21 protein-coding genes and 2 other annotated features are annotated in these 25,008 nt (G+C 37.7%); of the genes, 4 read left to right on the top strand and 17 right to left on the bottom strand.

The genetic code is table 11. The annotated features are described in order from the left end of the window. Positions 1–3: 3 nt before the first annotated feature. Entirely contained in the window at positions 4–2,646 is a 2,643-nt protein-coding gene (alaS, locus tag COL05_RS21715; protein ID WP_098670105.1) for an alanine--tRNA ligase, read from the bottom strand. A 40-nt stretch (positions 2,647–2,686) separates the two neighbouring features. Then, positions 2,687–2,903 (bottom strand) — a binding site (T-box leader). A 221-nt stretch (positions 2,904–3,124) separates the two neighbouring features. Between alaS and COL05_RS21710 the strand changes: the two genes are divergently transcribed. Next, a complete protein-coding gene (locus COL05_RS21710) occupies positions 3,125–3,469 on the top strand; it encodes a PH domain-containing protein (RefSeq protein ID WP_098670104.1) in 345 nt (114 codons plus the stop codon). A gap of 38 nt (positions 3,470–3,507) precedes the next feature. On the opposite strand, the gene COL05_RS21705 is transcribed toward COL05_RS21710, so the two are convergent. Then, positions 3,508–4,575, bottom strand: coding sequence for an AI-2E family transporter (locus COL05_RS21705; RefSeq protein WP_098670103.1), 1,068 nt, complete (start codon positions 4,573–4,575; stop codon positions 3,508–3,510). A gap of 176 nt (positions 4,576–4,751) precedes the next feature. On the opposite strand from COL05_RS21705, the gene COL05_RS21700 reads away from it, so the two are divergent. Beyond that, complete coding sequence (locus COL05_RS21700; protein ID WP_000242552.1) at positions 4,752–4,964, top strand: hypothetical protein; 213 nt, start codon at positions 4,752–4,754, stop codon at positions 4,962–4,964. A 35-nt stretch (positions 4,965–4,999) separates the two neighbouring features. On the opposite strand, the gene COL05_RS21695 is transcribed toward COL05_RS21700, so the two are convergent. The 7 genes from COL05_RS21695 to cymR form a co-directional block, all read right to left on the bottom strand. Beyond that, on the bottom strand, positions 5,000–5,128 hold the full coding sequence (locus tag COL05_RS21695; RefSeq protein ID WP_098670102.1) for a YrzQ family protein: 129 nt from the start codon (positions 5,126–5,128) through the stop codon (positions 5,000–5,002). A gap of 18 nt (positions 5,129–5,146) precedes the next feature. Then, complete coding sequence (locus COL05_RS21690; RefSeq protein ID WP_000469281.1) at positions 5,147–5,335, bottom strand: hypothetical protein; 189 nt, start codon at positions 5,333–5,335, stop codon at positions 5,147–5,149. 127 nt (positions 5,336–5,462) lie between these two features. Beyond that, the gene (gene recD2, locus COL05_RS21685; RefSeq protein WP_098670101.1) at positions 5,463–7,799 is read right to left on the bottom strand and encodes an SF1B family DNA helicase RecD2; all 2,337 of its coding nucleotides are present in this window, start codon (positions 7,797–7,799) and stop codon (positions 5,463–5,465) included. 96 nt (positions 7,800–7,895) lie between these two features. Next, positions 7,896–8,555 carry a tetratricopeptide repeat protein gene (locus COL05_RS21680; RefSeq protein WP_098670100.1) on the bottom strand — a complete coding sequence of 220 codons (660 nt, stop codon included), beginning with the start codon at positions 8,553–8,555 and terminating at the stop codon, positions 7,896–7,898. A 110-nt stretch (positions 8,556–8,665) separates the two neighbouring features. Then, positions 8,666–9,781: a tRNA 2-thiouridine(34) synthase MnmA gene (mnmA, locus tag COL05_RS21675; protein ID WP_098670099.1), complete on the bottom strand. Its 1,116-nt coding sequence runs from the start codon at positions 9,779–9,781 to the stop codon at positions 8,666–8,668. A gap of 16 nt (positions 9,782–9,797) precedes the next feature. Further along, the gene (locus tag COL05_RS21670; protein ID WP_098670098.1) at positions 9,798–10,943 is read right to left on the bottom strand and encodes a cysteine desulfurase family protein; all 1,146 of its coding nucleotides are present in this window, start codon (positions 10,941–10,943) and stop codon (positions 9,798–9,800) included. A 35-nt stretch (positions 10,944–10,978) separates the two neighbouring features. Continuing rightward, positions 10,979–11,395 carry a cysteine metabolism transcriptional regulator CymR gene (gene cymR, locus COL05_RS21665; RefSeq protein WP_086790460.1) on the bottom strand — a complete coding sequence of 139 codons (417 nt, stop codon included), beginning with the start codon at positions 11,393–11,395 and terminating at the stop codon, positions 10,979–10,981. A 292-nt stretch (positions 11,396–11,687) separates the two neighbouring features. Between cymR and COL05_RS21660 the strand changes: the two genes are divergently transcribed. Together COL05_RS21660 and COL05_RS21655 are read left to right on the top strand one after the other, a co-directional pair. Further along, on the top strand, positions 11,688–12,974 hold the full coding sequence (locus tag COL05_RS21660) for a replication-associated recombination protein A (protein WP_098670097.1): 1,287 nt from the start codon (positions 11,688–11,690) through the stop codon (positions 12,972–12,974). A 37-nt stretch (positions 12,975–13,011) separates the two neighbouring features. Continuing rightward, on the top strand, positions 13,012–13,653 hold the full coding sequence (locus COL05_RS21655) for an RsfA family transcriptional regulator (protein ID WP_001973636.1): 642 nt from the start codon (positions 13,012–13,014) through the stop codon (positions 13,651–13,653). 444 nt (positions 13,654–14,097) lie between these two features. On the opposite strand, the gene COL05_RS21645 is transcribed toward COL05_RS21655, so the two are convergent. From COL05_RS21645 to recJ, 8 genes are all read right to left on the bottom strand, one after another. Further along, positions 14,098–14,865 carry a tRNA threonylcarbamoyladenosine dehydratase gene (locus COL05_RS21645; RefSeq protein ID WP_000903179.1) on the bottom strand — a complete coding sequence of 256 codons (768 nt, stop codon included), beginning with the start codon at positions 14,863–14,865 and terminating at the stop codon, positions 14,098–14,100. Between the two features lie 500 nt (positions 14,866–15,365). Then, on the bottom strand, positions 15,366–17,141 hold the full coding sequence (aspS, locus tag COL05_RS21640; RefSeq protein ID WP_098670096.1) for an aspartate--tRNA ligase: 1,776 nt from the start codon (positions 17,139–17,141) through the stop codon (positions 15,366–15,368). A gap of 12 nt (positions 17,142–17,153) precedes the next feature. Continuing rightward, the gene (gene hisS / locus COL05_RS21635; RefSeq protein ID WP_033656406.1) at positions 17,154–18,425 is read right to left on the bottom strand and encodes a histidine--tRNA ligase; all 1,272 of its coding nucleotides are present in this window, start codon (positions 18,423–18,425) and stop codon (positions 17,154–17,156) included. A gap of 69 nt (positions 18,426–18,494) precedes the next feature. Continuing rightward, positions 18,495–18,725: a binding site (T-box leader), on the bottom strand. Positions 18,726–18,779: 54 nt separating this feature from the next. Further along, entirely contained in the window at positions 18,780–18,956 is a 177-nt protein-coding gene (locus tag COL05_RS31485; protein ID WP_001242605.1) for a hypothetical protein, read from the bottom strand. 201 nt (positions 18,957–19,157) lie between these two features. After that, complete coding sequence (locus COL05_RS21625; protein ID WP_098670095.1) at positions 19,158–19,598, bottom strand: D-tyrosyl-tRNA(Tyr) deacylase; 441 nt, start codon at positions 19,596–19,598, stop codon at positions 19,158–19,160. Between the two features lie 17 nt (positions 19,599–19,615). Then, entirely contained in the window at positions 19,616–21,799 is a 2,184-nt protein-coding gene (relA, locus tag COL05_RS21620) for a GTP diphosphokinase (RefSeq protein ID WP_098670094.1), read from the bottom strand. Between the two features lie 210 nt (positions 21,800–22,009). Continuing rightward, positions 22,010–22,522, bottom strand: coding sequence for an adenine phosphoribosyltransferase (locus COL05_RS21615; protein ID WP_078383408.1), 513 nt, complete (start codon positions 22,520–22,522; stop codon positions 22,010–22,012). 47 nt (positions 22,523–22,569) lie between these two features. After that, positions 22,570–24,909: a single-stranded-DNA-specific exonuclease RecJ gene (recJ, locus tag COL05_RS21610; RefSeq protein ID WP_098670093.1), complete on the bottom strand. Its 2,340-nt coding sequence runs from the start codon at positions 24,907–24,909 to the stop codon at positions 22,570–22,572. Positions 24,910–25,008 lie beyond the last annotated feature (99 nt).

Genomic DNA, 25,008 nt, shown 5'->3' with positions numbered 1-25,008 from the left:
TCTTTATTTTGAAACAGATTTAACGTACTCTTGCACAAACGCTAAAGCTTCCTCAACTTGCGCTGGGTTTTTACCGCCCGCTTGTGCCATATCAGGACGGCCACCACCGCCACCGCCACAACGAGAAGCTACTTCTTTCACAAGTTTACCAGCATGGTATCCTTGGCTAATTAAATCTTTCGTTACGCCAGCTAAAATGTTTACTTTATCATCATTTACAGACGCTAATACGACAACTGCAGATTGTAATTTATTTTTCAGGTCATCCATCATTGTACGTAAGTTGTTCATATCTGCAACATTTACTTTTGCCGCTAATACGTTCACACCATCAACTGTCATTACTGAATCAGTTAAGTTTCCAGCTTCAATGTTACTTAATTTTGCTGCAAGAGATTCATTTTCTTTTTGAAGTTGTTTTACTTCAGCAAATAAACCATCTACTCTTGTTAAAATATCTTTCGGATTTGTTTTCATTTTTCCTGCTGCTTCTTTTAATAAACCTACTTGATCGTTCATTAATTCGTATGCAGACTTACCAGTTACCGCCTCAATACGACGAGTTCCTGCACCGATACCAGACTCAGCAACGATTTTGAAAATACCGATAGAAGCTGTGTTATCCACGTGACAACCGCCGCAAAGCTCTAAGCTGTAATCCCCAACTTGTACAACGCGTACAACATCACCGTATTTTTCACCGAATAATGCCATTGCACCCATTTCTTTCGCTTCTTCGATTGCTTTTTGAGAAATCTCAACATCAATACTTTCCCAAATTTTCTCGTTTACCATACGCTCAATTTTTTCTAATTCGTCAGCTTGTACTTGACCGAAGTGAGAGAAGTCAAAGCGTAAACGTTCAGAAGTTACAAGAGAACCTGCTTGGTTAACGTGCGTTCCAAGTACATCTTTTAAAGCTTGGTGTAGTAAGTGAGTTGCTGTATGGTTTTTCACAACGCTACCACGGTTTTTCGTATCGATAATAGCTTTCACAGCTGCATCTTTCGTTAATGTACCTTCTTCAACAACAACTTTGTGCAAGTTTTGGCCGTTTGGTGCTTTTTGTACGTCTTTTACAAGAACTTTCACACCGTCAGCAAGAAGGTAACCACGGTCTGCAATTTGTCCACCGCTCTCAGCATAGAATGGTGTTACATCAAGCATTAATTGTCCTTCTTCACCAGCTTGTAAGCTGTCTGTATATTCGCCGTTTTTCACAAGTGCAACAACGTTACTTTCTGTCGCAACTGTACCGTAACCAACGAATTCGCTCGCTACTTTCACTTCTCCAAGGACACCGCCTTGAACTTGCATAGAATCAACGTCTTGACGAGCAGCACGTGCGCGCTCACGTTGTTTTTCCATTTCATTTTCAAAGCCTTCATGATCAACTGTCATACCAGCTTCTTCTGCATATTCTTCTGTTAATTCAATTGGGAAACCGTATGTGTCATATAAACGGAACGCATCTACTCCAGAAATAACAGTTGTTTTTTCTTCTTTTGCTTTTGCGATAACTTCAGCTAAAATTGCTTCACCATCATGAAGTGTTTCGTGGAAACGCTCTTCTTCATTCTTCACAACTTTTGCGATGAAATCTTTCTTTTCAAGTACTTCTGGATAGAAGTCTTTCATTACTTCTCCAACAACCGGTACTAATTCAAACATGAACGGACGGTTGATGTTTAATTTCTTAGAGTAACGAACAGCACGGCGTAATAAACGACGTAATACATAACCACGACCTTCGTTAGATGGAAGAGCGCCGTCACCAACAGCGAATGTTACTGTACGGATATGGTCAGCGATTACTTTAAACGCCATATCTTTTTCTAAGTCACCATTACGATATTTCTCACCAGAGATTGTTTCTGTTGCGCCAATCATTGGCATGAATAAGTCTGTGTCAAAGTTTGTAGGCACATCTTGAACGATAGATGTCATACGCTCTAGACCCATCCCTGTATCGATGTTTTTCTTAGGAAGTGGTGTATATGAACCGTCTGGATTATGATTAAATTGAGAGAATACAAGGTTCCATACTTCTAAGTAACGCTCGTTTTCTCCGCCTGGATATAATTCTGGGTCACTAAAGTCATTACCGTAAGCTTCTCCGCGGTCATAGAAAATCTCTGTATTCGGTCCACTTGGTCCTTCACCGATATCCCAGAAGTTTTCTTCTAAACGGATGATGCGCTCTTTTGGAACGCCCATTTTCTCATTCCAAATTGTGAATGCTTCTTCATCTTCTGGATGGATTGTAACTGATAGTAATTCTTTATCGAATCCGATCCATTTGTCGCTCGTTAAGAATTCCCAAGCCCAAGTAATTGCTTCTTCTTTAAAGTAATCACCGATTGAGAAGTTTCCTAACATTTCAAAGAATGTATGGTGACGAGCTGTTTTCCCTACGTTTTCAATATCGTTTGTACGAATTGATTTTTGAGCATTTGTAATACGTGGATTTTGTGGGATTACACGTCCATCAAAATATTTTTTTAATGTTGCTACACCACTGTTAATCCATAAAAGAGATGGGTCCTCATGTGGAACTAGTGATGCACTAGGTTCTACTGCATGCCCTTTTTCTTGGAAAAAGTCTAAAAACATTTGACGAATTTGTGCGCCTGTTAGTTGTTTCATTGTATTTTCCTCCTTAAATATAAAAAACTCCCGCCCCTATAAAAGGGACGAGAGTTAACTCGCGATACCACCCTAATTATGAATTGATTATAACAATCAATTCATCACCTCATGGTGCCGTAACGTGGCAAGACGGCAGTGATTAGCTGCTCTCAGGATTAGCTTTCTGTTACCCTTCATTTAAAGCTTCTTTCAGCCATATGGAAGCTTCTCTCTATAAATGGACTGTAACATACTTGTTCCGTCATTGATTTAATGTATTATATGACTAAATATAATAGAATTCTCTTAAGTTTGTCAATGTAGATAATCATTTATATTATATCAATTGCTTATTAAGCATAGCTATTCTACTATTCATTCTTAACAGCTTTTCATATATTATGCATGTATTACTAAATTGTACTACTCTCGTGCACTTTTCTGAATATTTTATTTTTGTTATAATCAAATTATCAATAATAAAGGGGCGATCATAATGACAACCTTATTGAATAAAGCTAAAAATATGTTAACGACTGACGAAATAATATTATTTTATGCGGCCTGTTCATTAGATATATTTATTTATCGTTCCGTTGCAAGGCCAGGATTGTTAATTTTAACGGACAAACGACTCTTTTTCTATGGACCAGATGTAAGTAAGAACCCATTATTTGAAGAGTACTCTTTCGTAAAAATTTCTAATCTAAAAGAACAAAAGCGTCTTTTCAACAATCAAATTATCTTTATGTATGATAATGAATGGAAAAGAATAAAACATATTCAAACAAATGATGTAAGCTCTCTCGTTCAACAAATAAACAAGCAACTCTCTAAATAAGGAAAGCCCTCTACTTTTATAAATAGAGGGCTTTCCTATTACGCATCTTCTTTTTTCCAAAGAGGCCTTACATGAACGATTACTGTACGAATGACAGCTAAAACAGGAACTGATATTAATAACCCTACAATTCCTGCCACTTCTCCCCCAACTAATAATGCAAGCATAATAATAACAGGATGCATGCGAAGCGACTTACCAACGATATAAGGGGATAAAATGTTACTTTCAACGAATTGTAAAATAGCAATCGTAATCCCCGCTTTAATAAGTAAACTCGTTGATACCGTTGCCGCAATCATTAATGTCGGGATCGCTCCTAAAATAGGACCAAAGTACGGTATTATATCTGTCACCCCAATAATAATCCCGAGTAACAATGGATATTTCATACCGATAAACCAAAAGGAAAGAGCAGAGACGCCCCCTAATACTAAGCAAACAAATAATTGTCCTCGAATATAACTCCCAAGTGATTTATCAATTTCTTTCGCCAGCATTTGCCCTGTATTACGCCACTTACTTGGGACAAGTTTCCAAAAGATATGATAAAACTCACCGTAATCTTTTAATATGTAAAATACAATGAACGGAATTAAGAAAATAATGAGTAACGAATCTAGTACACCACGAGCTGTGCTCATCACTTTATTTAAAAGTGCTTGTATCTTCGTTTCTACCCCGACAAAAATTTGTTTCACCTTTTCATGAATAAAGGACGGGAAATTCGCTGTTTGTTCCGTAACGCCATCCATCCAAGAATCATACATTTTTGTAAACTGCGGGAATTGTTCATTGATTTCTTGTAATTGCTTAATTACAACTGGCGTTCCTTTATAAATGCCATAACCAATTCCGCCAAAGAAAAGGATGTAAATGAGCAAAATAGCGAGTGTGCGTGGCATCCCTTCCTTATGAATTTTTTCAATTAAAGGATGCAATAAATACGCAATAAAACACGCAATAAGAAACGGTGTAATGGCCACTTTACATACAAAAATAATCGGTGCCCATAGCGGCTTAATTTTTAGAAAGACGAGCAAACAAAGAAATACAAGTAACAATAATCCTAAACGATATATCCAAATTATTTTAAGATTCTTCACACGAAAAACCTCCTCCACCTTTATTTTGAAAATAAATAGGGTAGGTTATGTGCGAAAGTTTTAAAATCTTTTCATGTAGACCATACTGTTTTGTAAAGACGTACATATACATAACATAACAAGGACAACCACCCCTGAGAATGCAGCGTGAAACAATATAATCAGGAGGGCTCATAATGGTTTTATTTATGCTCGTATTATCAGCACTTTTTATGATTCTTGAATGGATTTGTATCGGGTTTGGTATTTGGAAAGGTTTCTTTATTCGTTCCTCACGAAAAGAAAGAGCGAAGCAATTATTTCATTACGGCATGCTTGGTGTTGGATGTTACGGCCTATCTTATCTCTTCTCTGAAATCGGACTTTTATATTTGCATACAAGTGCATAAAAAAACTCCCTTATGATGAAGGGAGTTTTTTATGCTTATAAATAAGATTTAATCATCTTACGTGCTTTTTTCATATTGCGTTTTGAGAACATATCTTGTTTGCGAGCATATTGATATGCTGCCGCTCCAACACCTAATGCGATTAATGAATTGCGTAGATTCAAAGTAAATCCCCCTTTTCGTTATCCGATCGTTCTTTCATTCTCATCAAATAAATCATCAAGAGAGCTTAATGAACCATCTTCTTCTACTTGATGCGTATGGATTTTCCCTTTTGAAACCGATAATTCGATATAACAATTCCAGCAATAAAATTGGTTGACACCTATTTTTCCAATGTCTTTCCCTTTGCAATTTGGACAAATGAACATATGGCTTTCATCTCCTTACATTCTCCCAGATTCTATTCGCCATTATGTCCAAACCGCATTCATTTATACATTGCTGGAGCCTTTCAACGTTATACGTTTGAAAGTTTCACTATATAATTTCACCTTGTTACATGAAATCATACGGTGAAATGTTTTCCACGTCCATTTCTTCGCCATTTACCGTTACCATCTGTACTTCTCCTTGTGCTTCTTGCAATCGACTAGCTAAAGTCGTTTGACGCATTGCATCATCAAGGCGATTTACACCAGACTGGAAAGCAGCTTCCTCTCCGCAAATAATAAGGAACTTCTTGCTTCTTGTAATACCTGTATAAATTAAATTACGACGTAACATACGATTGTAACTTTTTACTATCGGCATAATCACAATCGGAAACTCACTACCTTGCGATTTATGAATCGAACAGCAATAGGCATGCGTAATTTGATTTAAATCTGGCTTTGTATACGTTACTTCAATTCCATCAAATGAAACGATAATCATATCCTGTTGCTCAACGTTCTCTTTCGCATAAAACACCGAAACAATTTCGCCGATATCACCATTAAACACTTGGCTCTCCGGCTGATTAACGAGCTGCAATACTTTATCGCCTCGTCGGTATACAACATCACCGTAAGCAATTTCTTTACTTTTTTCCCTTTTCGGATTAAACACTTCTTGTAACGCTTCGTTTAATACATTAATACCGGCAGGTCCACGATACATCGGAGCCAATACTTGTACATCTCTTGCGCTAAACCCTTTTGTCTTAGCATTCTCACAAACCTTCTTAACAACCTCAACAATTTGAGCTCCTGTACAACCGATAAATGAACGATCTTTTTGGTTTTGCGCTAAATCTGGAGGAAGCGTTCCATTTTTTATCGCATGGGCAAGTTGAATAACTGATGAGCCTTCCGCTTGACGATAAATTTCAGTAAGCTTTACCGTTGGAACTGCACCTGCATTCAATAAATCTTTCAACACTTGACCAGGTCCTACAGATGGCAACTGATCTTCATCGCCTACAACGATAACTTGAATGTTAGTCGGCAATGACTTAAACAGCTGATTGGCAAGCCAAATGTCAACCATTGAAAATTCATCAATAATGAGCAATTTTCCTTGTACCGGATCCGTTTCATTACGCTGGAAAGACCCTTCTGGCGTCCAGCCAAGTAAACGGTGAATTGTACAAGCTGGTAGCCCTGTTGATTCACTCATTCGCTTCGCTGCTCTTCCTGTTGGAGCCGTTAATAATATCGGAAATGGATTATCATCACTGTATTCATTCAGATTTAACGATAGCCCGTGAAGTGACGCATACATTTCAACAATCCCTTTAATAACTGTTGTTTTCCCTGTCCCTGGTCCACCTGTCAGTAACATCATCGGTTTATGAAGTGCCGTTTGAATTGCTTCTTGCTGAAGCGGTGCATACTGCACATTCAGTTGTTCTTCAATTTCACCTAACGTCTTTAACACTTCTGCTTCAGGAAATGAAGGTGTTTCCTCTTGATTCATAAGCCTACGAATAGACTTTACAACACCTTTTTCAGAGTAGAATAACGATGCTAAATATATCCGTTCTTCTTCTATGATGACTTTCCCTTCACTTTGCATCATTTCAATGCAACCTATAATGTCTTCCTCTGTCACTCTTCCTTCTTGATTATTTAAAAGTGACATCGTTTCTCTTACAAGTTGATCTTTTCCCATATAAACATGGCCAAGTTGCAATGATACATTTTCTAACGTATAAAAACATCCCGCACGTACACGATCATCATGATTACCCGATATCCCTAACGCACGTCCTATATCATCCGCTCTTCCAAAACCAATTCCGTCCACTTCTTCAATAAGTTGATATGGATTATTACGAATTACTTCTAATGTCATCTCTTTATATTGCTGGTAAATTTTAATAGAAAGCTTCGTTCCAAAACCGTAACCATTTAAAAAGCTCATTACTTTCTCTAGCCCTTGATGTTCAACAATTGTCTCATAAATTTCTTGTGCTTTTTGCTTGTTGACAACACCATTTAAAGCCTCAGGATCATCCATAATTTTAGAAATAGCATGTTCCCCAAGATGGTCCACAATTTTTTCAGCTGTACGCTTTCCTATCCCTTTAAATAAATCACTCGCTAAATATTGCACCATACCAGCTTTTGTTTGCGGCAATTCTTTCTTAAATGTTTCAACTAAATATTGTTTCCCATACTTCGGATGGTCTTTAAAATGTCCTGTCAATGTAAACACTTCATCTTCATGCATGCGGGGAAAATGACCGTTTATCATTACTTTTTTTTCGTCGTACGTTTCATTCGTTTCAATGACTTTCATACTGACAACGGAATAGAGGTTTTCTTCGTTGTGGAAAATGGTATGAAGAACTTGCGCTTTTATAAACTTTTTCTCTTCTTCAAACAAATCCATTGCATGTTGATTTCCCATCTTTCCTCTCCTTTCCGGTTTCGTTTCGATTTAATGGGCAGTACATCCCCCACCTATTTAGATGAGGGATAACTACCCATTAACTATATTTTCATCTTATTCAGCTTCTTGCTCTAATAAACGAACACCATTACCAGCTAAAAAGTGATCTGGTTGAATTTCAATTGCTTTCTTAAATAAAACAAGAGCCTTCTCGTTATTTTCTTCAAATACGTACGCAACGCCTAAATTATAATACGCATCCGCATGCTCTTCATCCATTTCTAATACCTTTTCAAAATAAGGTTTCGCTTCTTGAATATGTTCTAATCGCGCAAAGCAAAGTCCACACTGGAACATAGCTTCTACATCATTTTCATCTAATTCTGTTGCTCTTTGTAAAAACGGCAGTGCAAGACGATCATTTCCAAGTTGCACATGCGTAATACCTAGCATAAATGTTACATCAGCTGATTGTAAGCCAGCCTGCATCGCTTGTTCAAATACAGCTTTAGCTTCTGCAAATTGCTCTTGACCGTAATATACATTACCTAATCCATAATAAGCAGCCGCAGATTTATCATCTAGCTCTAATGCACGTTTATAAAATAAAATCGCTCTCTCACTGTCACCAAGTACATCTAATAAGTTTGCAAAATTAATGTATCCAAGCGCATCTTTCGGATTTTCTTCGATTGCTTCTGTGAAATTTTTAGCAGCTTCTTCCCAGTTTCCTTCTTGCATATATTGAATACCTGTTTCAAGTTTGTTTGACATGTCCTTCACCTCTACAACAAATTATAACAAAGAATGTATTTTCCAAGCGAACGAAAATTCGCTTTATGTAAAAGAAACCTCTAACCGCGAATCGGCAGAGGCTTCTCGTTTTATCCTAAATAATCCAATTTCTTACCGCTACGGTACACTTCATCAATTGTAGCACCGCCTAAGCACTCATCTCCATCATAGAAAACAACTGCTTGTCCTGGTGTAATTGCACGAATTGGTTCGTCACAAAGAATACGAACTGTATTTTCATCAACGATTTGAACCGTTACTTTATTGTCTTCTTGACGGTATCGGAATTTCGCTGTGCATTTAAATTCTTTTTCTTTCGCTTCATTACTTACCCAGCCGATATTCGTAGCAATAACTTCATCACCATATAGAAGTTCGTTATGGAATCCTTGATCAACATATAAAATGTTTTCTTTTAAGTTTTTCCCAACAGCAAACCATGGATCACCGTTACCACCAATACCAAGGCCATGACGTTGTCCAATTGTATAGTACATTAAACCGTCATGCTTTCCTTTCACTTCGCCAGATAATGTTTGCATCACACCTGGTTGTGCTGGTAAATAGTTACTTAAGAAATCTTTAAAGTTACGCTCACCAATGAAGCAAATACCAGTACTATCTTTCTTCGCCGCTGTCGCTAAACCAGCTTCTTTCGCCATTTCACGAATTTGTGGTTTCTTCAGTTCACCAAGCGGGAACATTGTTTTTGATAATTGCTCTTGGCTTAATTGATTTAAGAAATACGTTTGGTCTTTATTATCATCAACGCCGCGAAGCATTTTAAATTCGCCGTCCATATAGGCAACGCGTGCATAATGACCTGTTGCTACATAATCAGCACCAAGCGCAATGGCATGCTCTAAAAATGCTTTAAATTTAATTTCTTTATTACACATTACATCTGGGTTTGGTGTACGACCAGCTCGGTATTCATCTAAGAAGTACGTAAATACTTTATCCCAGTATTGTTTTTCAAAGTTTACTGCATAATACGGAATACCAATTTGGTTACACACTTCGATTACATCATTGTAATCTTCTGTTGCTGTGCAGACGCCATTCTCATCTGTGTCATCCCAGTTTTTCATAAAAATTCCGATTACATCATAACCTTGCTCTTTTAATAAAAGAGCTGCTACAGATGAATCGACGCCACCGGACATCCCGATGACAACACGTGTTTCTTGAGGTAGTTTGTTCATCATGTCACCTCCCATGCTAATTTTGTGTTAATCGCTTCACGATTTTCACTGTTTCGTACGCCGCTTTCTCAATTTGCTCTTTCGTATTTCCAAGTCCGAAACTAAAGCGTACGGATGAACGTATTTGATCGGAGTCTTTTCCGAACATCGCTACTAATACATGTGATGGATCAATCGAACCAGCTGTACAAGCCGAACCACTTGACACTGCAATGCCAGCTAAGTCTAAGTTCACAAGAAACGGTTCAATGTTCATTCCTGTAAAACTAATATTAAGCACATGTGGTAAGCGATATTCTAAGTTTCCGTTTACCTCGAAAGTAATGTCTTCATTTTTGAAGACAGATACCATTATATCTTTAAACTCTTCATATTGGGCATTTTTTTGCTCACGAGTTTTTTCAGCTAACAAAATAGCATGCTGGAGTCCGGCGATACTCGGTACATTTTCCGTACCAGCACGGCGTTTTCTTTCTTGCTCCCCGCCTATTAATAACGGTTCAAATTTCACGTTTGCACCAGCGTATAAGAACCCGACACCTTTTGGCCCGTTAATTTTATGAGCTGAAATCGATAATAAATCAATGCCGAACTCTTTTACATCTATTTCTATTAAACCGTAAGCTTGTACCGCATCTGTATGGAAATAAGCTTGATGCTCTTTTAACAACTTACCTATTTCCGCAATTGGTTGCATCGTCCCAACTTCATTATTCCCAAACATAACGGATACGAGAATTGTCTCTGCTGTTAATGCCTTTTGTATGTCAGAAATTTGAACGCGCCCTGTTTCATCAACAGGTAAATATGTCACTTCAAACCCTTCACGCTCTAACAATTCACACGTATGCAAAATCGCATGATGTTCAATTTGCGTCGTTATAATATGGTTACCTTTATGACGGTTCGCACGTGCTACACCGATAAGCGCTAAATTATCAGCTTCTGTACCACCGCTCGTAAATATAATTTCATTCGGATTCGCATGAATGCTACGTGCACACGCGCGTCTTGCCTCATCTACTGCATGGCGCGTTTGACGTCCATAAAAGTGAATACTAGACGGATTTCCGAATGTTTCTGTCATATATGGAATCATCTTTTCGACCACTTCTGGGTGAGTCGGAGATGTCGCAGCATGATCTAAGTAAATGCGTTCCATTAAATCTCCTTCTTTCCAAATCGTTTCACAAGGAATTAAATGTAAAACATATAGCCCCCGTGATTTTCTTCCTCATAACGTACTAAATCTTCTAACGTTGTACTATCTAACACTTCTTGCACCACATCACGAACACGCATCCATAATTGGCGTTGTGCTGGTTCTTCTTCTTCTATCATTTCTACAACACTAATCGGACCCTCTAATACACGGATTACATCACCAGCTGTAATGTTAGCCGGTTGATCTGATAATACATATCCACCATATGCCCCGCGCGTACTCTTTACTAGACGAGCGTTACGAAGTGGTGAAATTAATTGCTCTAAATAATGTTCCGATAAATCATGTGCCTGCGCAATTGATTTTAAGGAAATTGGACCTTCACCAAACTTTTTTGCAAGATCGATCATAATTGTTAAGCCGTAACGGCCTTTCGTTGAAATCTTCATCTATTTTGCACCTCTTTTCAAATTTTCACTTCTATTGGTTATATCTTATTTATAAAAGAACACAATTTAAAATCCTATGAAATTATAGCATAATATAGTATTATAAGAAATTTCAACTTGTGTATCAAAATGATAACATAAAATCACATTGAAAAACTCGGAAATTATTACAATTGAAAGAAAAATGAAAATATTCACATTCATTTTTCCCACAAAACAGCATCCTATTTCAAATTCCACTAAAAAAAATGATACGATAGAAAGAGATTATACTTTAAGGGAGACGGTAAAAATGAAACAACCACTCGCACATCGAATGCGCCCTACAAATATTCAAGAAATTATCGGACAACAACATTTAGTTGGTGAAGGAAAGATTTTATGGCGAATGGTCCAAGCAAATCATTTTCAATCTATGATTTTATATGGCCCTCCAGGCACTGGAAAAACATCCATTGCGAGCGCAATTGCAGGCAGTACCGGAACCCCTTTTCGCCTATTAAATGCTGTTACTCATAATAAAAAAGATATGGAAGTTGTCGTACAAGAAGCAAAGATGCATCGACACCTCGTTTTAATTTTAGATGAAGTACACCGTCTAGATAAAGCAAAACAGGATTTTCTATTACCTCATTTAGAAAGCGGACTTCTTACCTTAATTGGGGCAACGACGAGTAATCCGTTCCATGCTATTAATTCTGCTATTCGAAGTCGTTGTCAAATCTTCGAATTACACGCTTTAACAGAAGATGATCTTTTAATCGGCTTAAAACGAGCACTTGAAGATAAAGAAAAAGGTCTTGGAGAATATGATGTAACGGTTACGCCTGAAGCATTACATCACTTTGCAAATGCATCAGGCGGAGATATGCGTTCCGCTTATAATGCACTTGAACTAGCTGTATTATCTAGCTTTACAACGGATGATAAAGCTGCGGAAATCACGCTAGAAATCGCAGAAGAATGCTTGCAAAAAAAGAGCTTCGTTCACGATAAAGGTGGAGATGCTCATTATGACGTATTATCGGCATTTCAAAAATCGGTGCGCGGAAGTGATGTAAATGCAGCACTTCATTATTTAGCACGCCTTATTGAAGCAGGTGATTTGCAAAGCATTGGTAGACGTCTTCTTATTATGGCATATGAAGATATCGGACTTGCTAGCCCGCAAGCCGGACCGCGTACGCTAGCAGCTATAGAATCAGCTGAACGAGTAGGATTCCCAGAGGCACGCATACCACTTGCAAATGCTGTTATCGAGCTTTGCCTATCACCAAAATCAAACTCAGCTTATAAAGCACTTGATGCTGCATTATACGATTTACGGAACGGTCAAACAGGCGACATCCCAGGTCATTTAAAAGATAGTCATTACAAAGGCGCAGAATCACTTGGAAGAGGCATTGGATACTTATACCCACACGACCATCCAAATGGTTGGGTACAGCAACAATACTTACCTGATAAAATAAAAAACAAACAATATTATAAGCCGAAAACGACAGGGAAATTTGAGCAAGCACTTTCTACTGTATATGAAAGATTACAAAGTTCGAATAAAACGAAAAATAAAGGGTAACATAAGCGAAAACGTCACCATTATGGAGGTTTCGCTTATGAAAACACGTCAAGATGCATGGACAAAAGAAGACGATCTCCTTTTAGCAGAAACTGTTTTACGACATATTCGCAGCGGCAGTACACAAATAAAAGCATTCGATGAAGTCGGCGATGCATTGAACCGCACTTCAGCAGCTTGCGGCTTTAGATGGAATGCTGAAGTAAGATCGAATTACGAAGATGCTGTGCAGCTTGCGAAAAAACAACGTAAAGAATTAAAGCGTTCTGAAGCTAAAATAGAAAAAGAGCATTTCACGAAAACGAAACAACTCGTAATCGATGCCGAGTTTTCAGAAGATATTATGCCAAACAAGCAGGATCTTACAATGCAACATGTCATCTCATTTTTGCAAAACTTAGAGCATACCAACCCTTCGCTCACAAAGTTACAAACTGAAAATGAAGTATTACAAGCTCAGCTCACGACTTTGAAAAAAACGAATCATGAACTGGAAGCAAAATTAGCGGTACTCTCAAAAAAACAACAAGCAATCGAAGAAGATTATGCAATGCTTGTTAGAATTATGGACCGTGCTCGAAAACTCGTTTCGGTTGAAGAACAAGAAGAACAGATTGCTCCCATTTTCAAAACAGATCAAAATGGAAATTTAGATATTATTTATTCTGCAGAGAATTAAAAACAGGGACGTCACTTTTTTGACTGAGTGGCATCCCTGTTTTTATTCGTTAAAGAGTATATTGGTACATGAAATTATATCGACGATTCGACAAGGAATATCGATTTACTGACAAAAATTGACGAAATATCCCTCCCTGTTATACAAGGAAAATATCGATACATATTGGATATTTTTTACTAAAATGGTATTATAAACATATATTTTTAAAGGGAACTGGTTACTATTTCTTTAATAGTCTTCAAAATAACACTCGGTATTCTCGTCCTAACTTTAGCTCTTTTCACTATTAACAGTTTAAAAAAGACGTCCGCCTATACATCAGATAAATATGATCATTACTTACTAGCATTGCTTACATTTGAACTAGTAGTAATGCAAATATCCCTATTTCTTTAATACATATAAAAAAGCATATATCCAAAATGGATATATGCTTTTCTTTTATTCTTGCCCTACACGTTTCACTTCTACATTTTTAATGCGTTCACGTACAACGTGACTTGCCATAATTAAGCCTGCCACAGATGGTACAAATGCATTTGATGAAGGCGGTAATTTCGCTTTACGAATTTTTGCATTTTCGTCTGGTACGATTTCTTTCCGTACTTCTTCACGAATTACGATTGGGTTTTCATCAGAGAAGACAACTTTTACACCTTTTTTAATACCCTCTTTACGAAGTTTCGTACGAATGACTTTCGCAATTGGATCTGTATGTGTTTTAGAGATATCTGCAATACGGAAACGGGTTGGGTCCATTTTGTTTGCTGCACCCATACTTGAGATAATTTTAATTTTACGACGTAAACATTGTTTAATTAAATGAATTTTGAACGTAATCGTATCAGATGCATCCACTACGAAGTCTAAACCGTATTTAAAGAACTCTTCATATGTTTCATCTGTGTAAAACATTTCTAGTCCAATTACTTCACACTCTGGGTTAATATCTGCGATACGCTCTTTCATTAATTCTACTTTTGAACGTCCTACAGTAGATACTAAAGCGTGAATTTGACGGTTTACGTTTGTAATATCTACAACATCTTTATCAACTAATACAAGACGTCCAACGCCAGAACGCGCCAACGCTTCAGCTGCAAAAGAACCTACGCCGCCAATTCCTAAAATACCGACTGTACTATTTTTTAATATTTCAAGTCCTTCTTTACCGAAGGCTAATTCATTACGTGAAAATTGATGTAACATTCAGCTCTACACTCCTATTACAAAAATGGTCTACCATGTATTCTAGCGTTTTTCCGACTATTTGTATAGAAAAAGTTATAGAATTCCTAAAAATACATATTTCGAAAATGAAGACATAATGTAAACCGACTTTTATTTCTTCCTAAATACACGTTTAAAAAGGAGGATTTAGAGAACCGAGCAGATCGAGGCACGTATGCTAGGAGGAGCGCAGTGTAGGAGTACTACTCGGGCACCGGACTAGCATACGTAACGATGAGATGCGACAGTTATCTAAACCGGATTTTTTAAACTTCCTAAATACACGTTTAAAAAGGAGGATTTAGAGAACCGAGCAAATCGAGGCACGTATGCTAGGAGGAGCGCAGTGTAGGAGTACTACTCGAGCACCGGACTAGCATACGTAACGATGAGATGCGACAGTTATCTAAACCGGACTTTTTAAACTTCCTCTCAAAAAAAGTCTAGATGGCTATAGTATAACCACCTAGACTTTTTTCTTACTTCTCTTCTTTTAAGCTTAATTTTAAGTTTAACTCTTCAAGCTGTGCTTCAGCAACTGGACTTGGAGCTTCTGTTAATAAGCAGCTTGCGCTTGCTGTTTTCGGGAATGCAATTGTGTCGCGAAGGTTCGTACGTCCTGCAAGTAACATAACAAGACGGTCTAAACCTAATGCGATACCGCCGTGTGGTGGCGTACCGTATTCGAATGCTTCTAATAAGAATCCGAATTGCTCTTGTGCTTCTTCTTGTGAGAATCCAAGTGCTTTGAACATTTTTTCTTGTACGTCACGCTCGTAAATACGAAGTGACCCACCACCAAGCTCGTAACCGTTTAATACAAGGTCATATGCTTGTGCACGTGCTTTTTCTGGTGCTGTTTCTAGTAGCTCAACGTCTTCACGGAATGGCATTGTGAATGGGTGGTGAGCTGCGAAGTAACGATCTGCATCTTCATCGTACTCAAGAAGTGGCCAATCCGTTACCCATAGGAAGTTATATTTACTTTCGTCAATTAACTCAAGCTCTTTACCTAGACGTAAACGAAGTGCGCCTAAGCTATCCGCAACAACGCTCTTCTTATCTGCTACGAATAGTAATAAGTCACCAGCAGTAGCTTCTAATGTGCTCATTAACACATTTGCATCTTCTTCACTGAAGAATTTCGCAATCGGTCCTTTTAAGCCGTCTTCTTCCACTTTAAGCCAAGCTAAACCTTTTGCACCGTATACTTTCACGAATTCAGTTAATGCATCGATATCTTTACGAGAGTATTTGCTCGCAGCACCTTTTGCATTAATTGCTTTTACTTGTCCGCCGCTTTCTACAGCACTTGTAAACACTTTAAAGCCACAACCTGCTGCAAACTCAGATAAATCTGTTAGTTCCATTTCAAAGCGTGTATCTGGCTTATCAGAACCGTAGCGAGCCATTGCATCAGCATATTTCATACGAGGGAATGGTGCACTCACTTCTACACCTTTTGCATCCTTCATAACTTTCGTCATCATGCGCTCCATCATATCTAATATTTCATCTTGTGTTAAGAATGAAGCTTCGATATCGATTTGCGTGAATTCAGGTTGACGGTCTGCACGTAAATCTTCGTCACGGAAACAGCGTGCTACTTGATAGTAACGCTCAAATCCACCGACCATAAGAAGCTGTTTAAATAGCTGTGGAGACTGTGGTAACGCATAGAATTCACCGTCATGTACACGACTTGGTACTAAATAGTCACGAGCTCCTTCTGGCGTGCTCTTCGTTAAAATTGGTGTTTCTACTTCTAAGAACTCTTCTGTATCTAAGAAATTACGAATTGTTTTTGTTACGTCATGACGCATTTTGAATGTATTGAACATTACAGGACGACGTAAGTCTAAATAACGATATTTTAAACGCACATCTTCTGATGCATCTGTATCATCAGCAATAATGATTGGCGTTGTTTTCGCTGCATTTAATACGTTCACTTTCGTTGCTTGTACTTCAATACGACCAGTTGCCATATTATCATTAATCGCACCTTCACCACGCTCAACAACTGTACCTTCTATGTGTAATACGTATTCGCTACGAATTGTTTCTGCGACTTCTAGTGCTTCTTTTGATGTTTCTGGATTAAATACAACTTGTACAATACCTGTACGGTCACGTAAGTCGATAAAGATTAATCCACCTAAATCACGGCGTTTTTGTACCCAACCTTTTAATTGAACTGTCTGTCCAACTGCTTCTACTGTTACTTTTCCACATGCATGTGTTCTTTCAGCCACTGTAAGTTCCCCCTATATTAATTTCTCTGCTACGTATGAAGCAAATACATCTAATGCTACTTCTTCTTGCTCGCCCGTTGCCATATCTTTTAAGTTAATGATGCCTTTATCTAGCTCATCTTCCCCTAATACAGCTACAAATTTCGCTTTTAGACGATCTGCTGATTTAAATTGTGCTTTCATTTTGCGGTCTAAATAATCTTTTTCAACTGATAATCCAGCTTTTCGAAGATCAAACGCAACTTTTGCAGCATGATCTTTTGCTTTTTCACCAAGCGCTACAACGTAACAATCAATGCTATGTTCAATTGGTAATTCAATGTTTTCCGCTTTTAGCGCCATAATTAAACGTTCAATACTCATCGCAAAACCGATACCTGGCATTTCCGGTCCACCGATTTCTTGTACAAGTCCATTGTAACGTCCACCACCGCTTAATGTAGTGATAGCACCGAAACCTTCTGCCTCACTCATAATTTCAAATACAGTGTGTTGGTAGTAGTCTAAACCACGTACTAAGTTCGGATCTTTTTCAAATGGAACATCCATCATCGTTAATAGTTCTTGAACTTTGTCGTAGTATACTGCTGAATCTTCGTTTAAGTATTCTGTAATAGATGGTGCTGTTCCCATTAATTCATGGTTACGGTCCTTCTTGCAATCTAAAATACGAAGAGGGTTCTTTTCTAAACGAGATTGACAGTCAGAACAGAATTCGCCGATACGTGGCTCAAAGTGTGCGATTAATGCATCGCGGTGTGCTTGACGGCTTGCTGCGTCACCTAAACTGTTTAATACAACTTTAATATTTTTTAAGCCCATGCCGCGGTAAAATTCAACAGCAAGTGCAATTACTTCTGCATCAATTGCAGGATCGTTACTACCGATTGCTTCAATACCGAATTGTACGAATTGACGATAGCGACCTGCTTGTGGTCTTTCGTAACGGAACATTTGACCGATATAGTATAATTTCGTTGGTTGTGTTGCATCACCGAACATTTTGTTTTCAACGTAAGAACGTACAACAGGTGCAGTACCTTCTGGACGCAATGTTAAACTACGCTCTCCACGGTCTTGGAATGAGTACATTTCTTTTTGTACGATATCTGTCGTATCACCAACACCACGTAAAAATAGCTCAGTGTGCTCAAAAATTGGTGTACGAATTTCTTTATAATTGTAACGACGGCAAATTTCGCGTGCTTGCCCTTCGATATACTGCCATAACTCAACAGTGCCTGGAAGAATATCTTGCGTTCCGCGTGGGATTTGAATAGACATATTCAGTTCCTCCTCAAATTGTTTTAATCTTAATAAAAATAAAAAAACTCCCGCCTCTACTGTTTGAACAGTAGGGACGAGAGTATTATACCCGTGGTGCCACCCTAATTGAAGCACGTATGCTTCCACTTTTTTAATAACGCTTAAATGTGCGTTCATCCCTACTAAGCGTATATGCCGTTCAAGTTGAAACCTCTAGAGTGTCATTCAATCAGTCATCATGTAGAAATGTTTTCAGCCTAAGACATTTCTTCTCTTTCCATGTGTGTCTCATTTACTCTTCTCTATCAACGGTTATATTCATATGTAAATATAAAATTACTATACGTTTGTTCAGTAGGATTGTCAAGTGCTCTAAGAGCGTTCAATCTGCTTCTTTAGACGCTTTACATCTTGAAGAGAAATCCCAAACTCAGAAGCAAGCTCCATCGAAGTATTGTTTTGCTCTTTTGAAATAAAATCATGAAAATTCACGTTAAACAGTTGATTTGCACCATTTGTAACAGAATGCCCTTTTTCATTCATACGCATACGTATATCCCTCACATTCAATATGGATGTTTTACTTTTTATTGTTCCATATTGATTAAAGAGTTATACATAAGCGAAAAAGCTATTCATTCCAAAGAAATCCGCGGGGGTTATTGCCCACAAATAGCGAGATAAATGAACAAAACATACAAAAATGTATAAAAAAGAGAGGATGATATCATCCCCTCTTCTCAAGTAACATTATTTACTATCCACAATTAAGGTCACCGGACCATCATTGATTAATGAAACATCCATCATTGCTCCGAACTTCCCTGTCTCTACATGCAATCCTTGCTTACGAACTTCTTCATTAAAGAAATCATATAAACGTTCTGCATAGTCAGGTTTAGCAGCATCCATAAAGTTCGGACGTCTTCCCTTGCGGCAATCTCCGTATAATGTGAATTGCGAAATTGATAGAACTTGTCCTTCTACATCAAGTATAGAATGATTCATCTTTCCGCTCTCATCTTCAAAAATACGTAAGTTCGCAATTTTTTCTGCAATGTAAGTTACATCTTTTTCTGTATCTTCATGCGTAATGCCAACTAGCAATGTTAAACCGAACGGAATTTGTCCTACGATCTCACCGTCTACTGTGACAGACGCTTCTTTTGATCGTTGTAAAACAACTCTCATCTTTTCTACACTCCCTATTAATGCATCATGCGTCGTACTGCATAAATTTCCGGAACACGTTTAATGCGTTCTACTACTTTTTTCAAGTGTTGTAAGTTACGAATAGAGATTGACATATTAATTGTCGCCATCTTATTACGGTCACTTCTACCAGAAACTGCCGAAATGTACGTTTTCGTCTCTGTAACAGCTTGTAATACTTCATTTAATAAACCACGGCGATCGTAACCTGAAATTTCAATATCAACGTTATACTCAATTTCTTTTTCAGGGCTACCTTCCCACTCTACTTCTAATAAACGTTCTATAGCTTCTTCTGTATGAACATTTACACAATCACGGCGGTGAATCGATACGCCTCGGCCTTTCGTAATATACCCAACGATATCATCGCCTGGTACTGGGTTACAGCATTTTGATAAACGAATTAATAAATTATCCGCACCACTTACTTTAACGCCAGAATCCCATTTTCGAATTTTCATCGGTTTACGAACTTCTTTAACTTCAACAATCTCTTCTTCTTCACGTTGCTTACGGAACTTGTCCGTCAGTCGTGTAACAATTTGTGATGCAGTGATGCCATTATATCCAACTGCTGCAAACATATCTTCTTCATTTGCAAAATTGAATTTTTCAGCAACACGTTTTAAATTATCAGGAGCTAATACTTCTTTCATCTCATACTCTAGGCTACGCACTTCTTTCTCAACAAGTTCACGGCCTTTTTCAATATTTTCATCTCTACGTTGCTTCTTAAAGAATTGACGTATTTTATTTTTCGCATGAGATGTTTGAGCAAGTTTCACCCAGTCTTGACTTGGTCCATACGAATGTTTCGATGTTAAAATCTCAATGATGTCACCTGTTTTTAATTTATAATCAAGCGTCACCATTTTCCCGTTTACTTTTGCACCAATTGTTTTATTCCCAATCTCTGAATGCACACGATATGCAAAGTCAATCGGAACAGATCCAAGTGGTAATTCCATTACATCGCCTTTCGGTGTAAAGACGAATACCATGTCAGAGAATAAATCAATTTTTAATGACTCCATAAACTCTTCTGCATTAGAAGCTTCATTTTGCCATTCTAATATTTGACGGAACCATGTCAGTTTCTTCTCTAATGTACCCGTTGTTTCTGCTGTTTTTCCTTCTTTATACGCCCAGTGTGCCGCGATTCCGAATTCTGCAATCTCATGCATTTCTTTCGTACGAATTTGTACTTCAAGTGGATCACCTTTTGGCCCAATTACAGTCGTATGAAGAGATTGATATAGGTTTGCTTTCGGCATTGCTATATAATCTTTAAAACGCCCTGGCATCGGCTTCCAACACGTATGAATAATTCCAAGTACCGCATAACAATCTTTAATACTATTTACAACGACACGTACAGCTAATAAATCGTAAATTTCATTGAACTGTTTATTTTGCAGTGCCATTTTACGATAAATGCTGTAAATATGTTTTGGTCTTCCAGAAATTTCAGGTTGAATTGCAACTTCGTCTAATTTCTCACGAATACCAGTCATTACTTCGTCTAAATACTCTTCACGTTCTGCACGTTTACGCTTCATTAAATTTACAATACGATAATATTGTTGCGGATTTAAGTAGCGAAGTGACGTATCCTCTAGCTCCCATTTAATAGTACTAATTCCGAGTCTATGTGCTAAAGGTGCAAAGATTTCTAACGTTTCATTCGCAATGCGACGCTGCTTCTCTTGAGGCAAATGTTTCAATGTACGCATGTTATGAAGACGGTCAGCTAGTTTAATTAAAATAACTCGAATATCTTGAGCCATTGCAATAAACATTTTGCGATGGTTTTCTGCTTGTTGTTGCTCATGAGATTTATATTTAATCTTTCCGAGCTTTGTCACACCATCAACAAGCATAGCAATTTCTTTATTAAATTCCCGTTCAATATCTTCTAATGTAACCTCTGTATCTTCTACTACATCATGTAAGAAACCTGCCGATACTGTAGCTGGATCCATGTGTAAATCAACTAAAATACCTGCAACTTGAATTGGATGAATAATGTATGGTTCACCCGATTTTCTGTATTGTTCGCTATGCGCATCGCGTGCATATTCATAGGCACGTGCTACTAGCTCAATATCTTCATCTACTAAATATTGACTTGCTTTCTCGAGTACCTGTTCAGCTGTTAGTACCTGCTCATTTGCCATCGAATCACCTTTTATTGAAAATTGACTTTATCTTTAATTAAATAGAATAAATTATATTCTATCATTATAACCCAATGATTGTGAATTGTGAAAAGGAAAAGATTTTACTGACATTTCACCATAATTTTTTGTTCAATTATACAAAAGTACCCGCTCCTCTCCAAGAGATTCACGGGTACTTTTTATCACCGTAGTTTTACTATATAGTGATTAGTATTTTTCTAATACTAATACATCGTAACCATCTAACATTTTACGACCATCTAAGTAAGTAAGTTCTACTAAGAATGCAATTCCTGCTACAATTCCGCCTAGCTCTTCAACTAACTTAATTGTCGCTTCAATTGTTCCACCTGTAGCTAATAAGTCATCTGTAATTAATACGCGTTGACCTGGCTTAATTGCATCTTTATGGATTGTTAAAACATCTTTACCATATTCTTTACCGTAGTCAACTGTAATTACTTCACGTGGTAATTTTCCTAATTTACGAACTGGCGCAAATCCTACTTCTAACGCATAAGAAACTGGGCAACCGATAATGAAACCACGAGCTTCTGGTCCTACTACAAGATCGATGTCTCTCTCTTTTGCATACTCAACGATTGCATCTGTTGCCGCTTTGTATGCTTTACCGTCGTTCATTAACGGTGTAATGTCTTTAAACACAATACCTTCTTTTGGATAATCCGGTACAATTGCGATATGTTGCTTGAAATCCATATTTCTGAATCCTCCTCAGATCTAAAAGGTTTGTAAATACAAATCCTTTACCCTAACTGTTCTACTTCTTTATGATTACGAATCGTTTCAAACCATGTATATAGTTGCTGATATGTGCTATAAACCAATTCTTTTTCTAATTGTAAGTGGTTCATTTTCTCACGATATGTGTTCGATTCAATTAAATCACGCTTTTGTTTTTTGTCTGCCATAAAAATGACGCCATCTTTTATTGTAACAAATTCTAACTCAAAAAACACCTGTGTCATGAAATTTACTGTATCTTTTGACCAACCTTTATGTTGACATAGTTGCGCACCATATTGTCTTAAAGAAAATGGTGATTTTTGGCTCAAGAACGAATAGTACCATTTAAAGTGTTCTCTCGTTGGAACAGTACTAAATAAATGATTATTCTCTTGGTAAAATAGTGTATAAATTCGCGATGGGAAACCAGCTTTAAATAGCTCCCGTAATTCATCTGTTCCTTTTGGTAAATCAAGGAACACGACGTATTGGTCATCTAACTCCGTTACTTCTGATGCATGCATCATATGCTCTTTATAGTCTTCTAAAGAAAATTTATTCAATACCTCTTCAGAAAAATACACCATCTTTACTTTTTCTTTCGGAAGTTCTGCTACATTCGCTTCTACGTTACGCATACTACGCCAATCAAATAATTGCCATGCCTCTACAGCAATATCTTGTACCATTAATTGCGGCTTCTTAAAATTATTCCATTCATTGATAGATGCTTCACCTATTACAGATACTTTTGCAAGTGGAGAAATTTCTTTCGCATACGCACCAAAACCAAATCCGATTGTATCCAGTGTTGCTTGTCCATCACGAAGAGCCATTTTCAAATGAGAACCGTCAGATCCGATTGCTCGAATACTTTCTAGTTCTGCATCCTTAACCGCAATACGTGGTTTTGGATTTCCAACACCAAATGGCGCTAACTTTTGCATATCTTCAATTGCTGCAAGTGTTACATCCTCCACCTTACAAAAGACATCAACTGATGTAATTGGAATAAAATCTTCTTCCGTTAAAATTGTATCTGCTTGTTCATTTAAGCGGCGGCGTAATTCATCTACATCATTCATATGTAGCGTCATTCCCGCTGCCATCGGATGCCCTCCGAAGTGTGGCAATAACTCTCTACAATCTGACAAGTTTGCAAACAAATCAAATCCCGCAATACTACGTGCTGAACCTTTTGCCGTTTCTTTCACAGGATCAATGCTTAATACAATCGTCGGACGATAAAAACGTTCAACTAATTTAGAAGCGACAATTCCAATGACACCCGGATTCCATCCTTCTTTTGCAAGCACTAATACTTTATTTTCTTCAGGCGGGAATTTATTTTCCACTTCAGCGATAGCTTCTTCTGTAATTTGCTTTACAATATCTTTTCGTAATTTGTTCAACTCATCAATTTCTTCAGCAAGCTCTTTCGCTTCTTCTGGATCCTCTGATAATAAAAGATGTACAGCTGGCGTAGCATCTTCTAAACGTCCAACAGCATTAATACGAGGTGCAATTGAGAAGCCAATACTCTCTTCTGTAATTTCACTTTGCGAAACGTTAGCAACTTTAAATAGCGCCTTTAGTCCGATATTTTTCGTCATGCGCATATGTTTTAAACCACGCTTCACTAGCAATCTATTTTCGCCGTGAAGTGATACTAAATCAGCTACTGTACCAATTACTGCAATTTCTAATAAATGTTCTGGTACACGGCCTAATAGTGCATGTGCAACCTTAAACGCAACACCTACACCAGCTAAATAGTGAAACGGATACACACCGCCATCTAATTTTGGATGAATAATCGCAAGTGCTTCTGGCAATTCTGGTGGTGGCTCATGGTGATCCGTAATAATAAGATCTATTCCAAGTTCCTTCGCTACCTTCGCTTCATGTACCGCTGCGATACCAGTATCGACAGTAATAATTAGTGAGAATCCTGCGCTATGCGCCCAACGGAATGCTTCTTCGTTTGGTCCATAACCTTCTGTAAAACGGTTTGGAATATAAAATTCTACGTCTGCACCTAATTCTTGCAAGGCAAGGTATAAAACAGTCGTACTACTTACTCCGTCCGCATCGTAGTCACCAAATATTAATATTTGCTCTCCATTCTGAATCGCCTTATTTACACGTTCTACCGTTCTATCCATTCCTTCTAATAAAAATGGATCATGAAATTCTTGATTTTCTGTATTTAAAAAATCTAAAATCTTATCTTCTGTATCTAATCCTCTGCCGAGGAATAACGAAACGACAAGTGGTGATAATTGTAATTTACTTGCTAATTCACTCACTCGTTCGCCATTGTATTCTTTTTCTTTCCAACGCGTCTTCGGTTGTAACACGAAATCACCCCTTAACCTGTTCATTATACAAGACAGATTAAGGGGTGACAATATCATGCAAACTACGATGCAATATCTGTATACTAAAATGTTACTAAT

It is taken from the genome of Bacillus sp. AFS059628 (assembly GCF_002571225.1).
Lineage (GTDB): Bacteria > Bacillota > Bacilli > Bacillales > Bacillaceae_G > Bacillus_A.
This window is presented reverse-complemented; position numbering and strand designations above follow the sequence as displayed.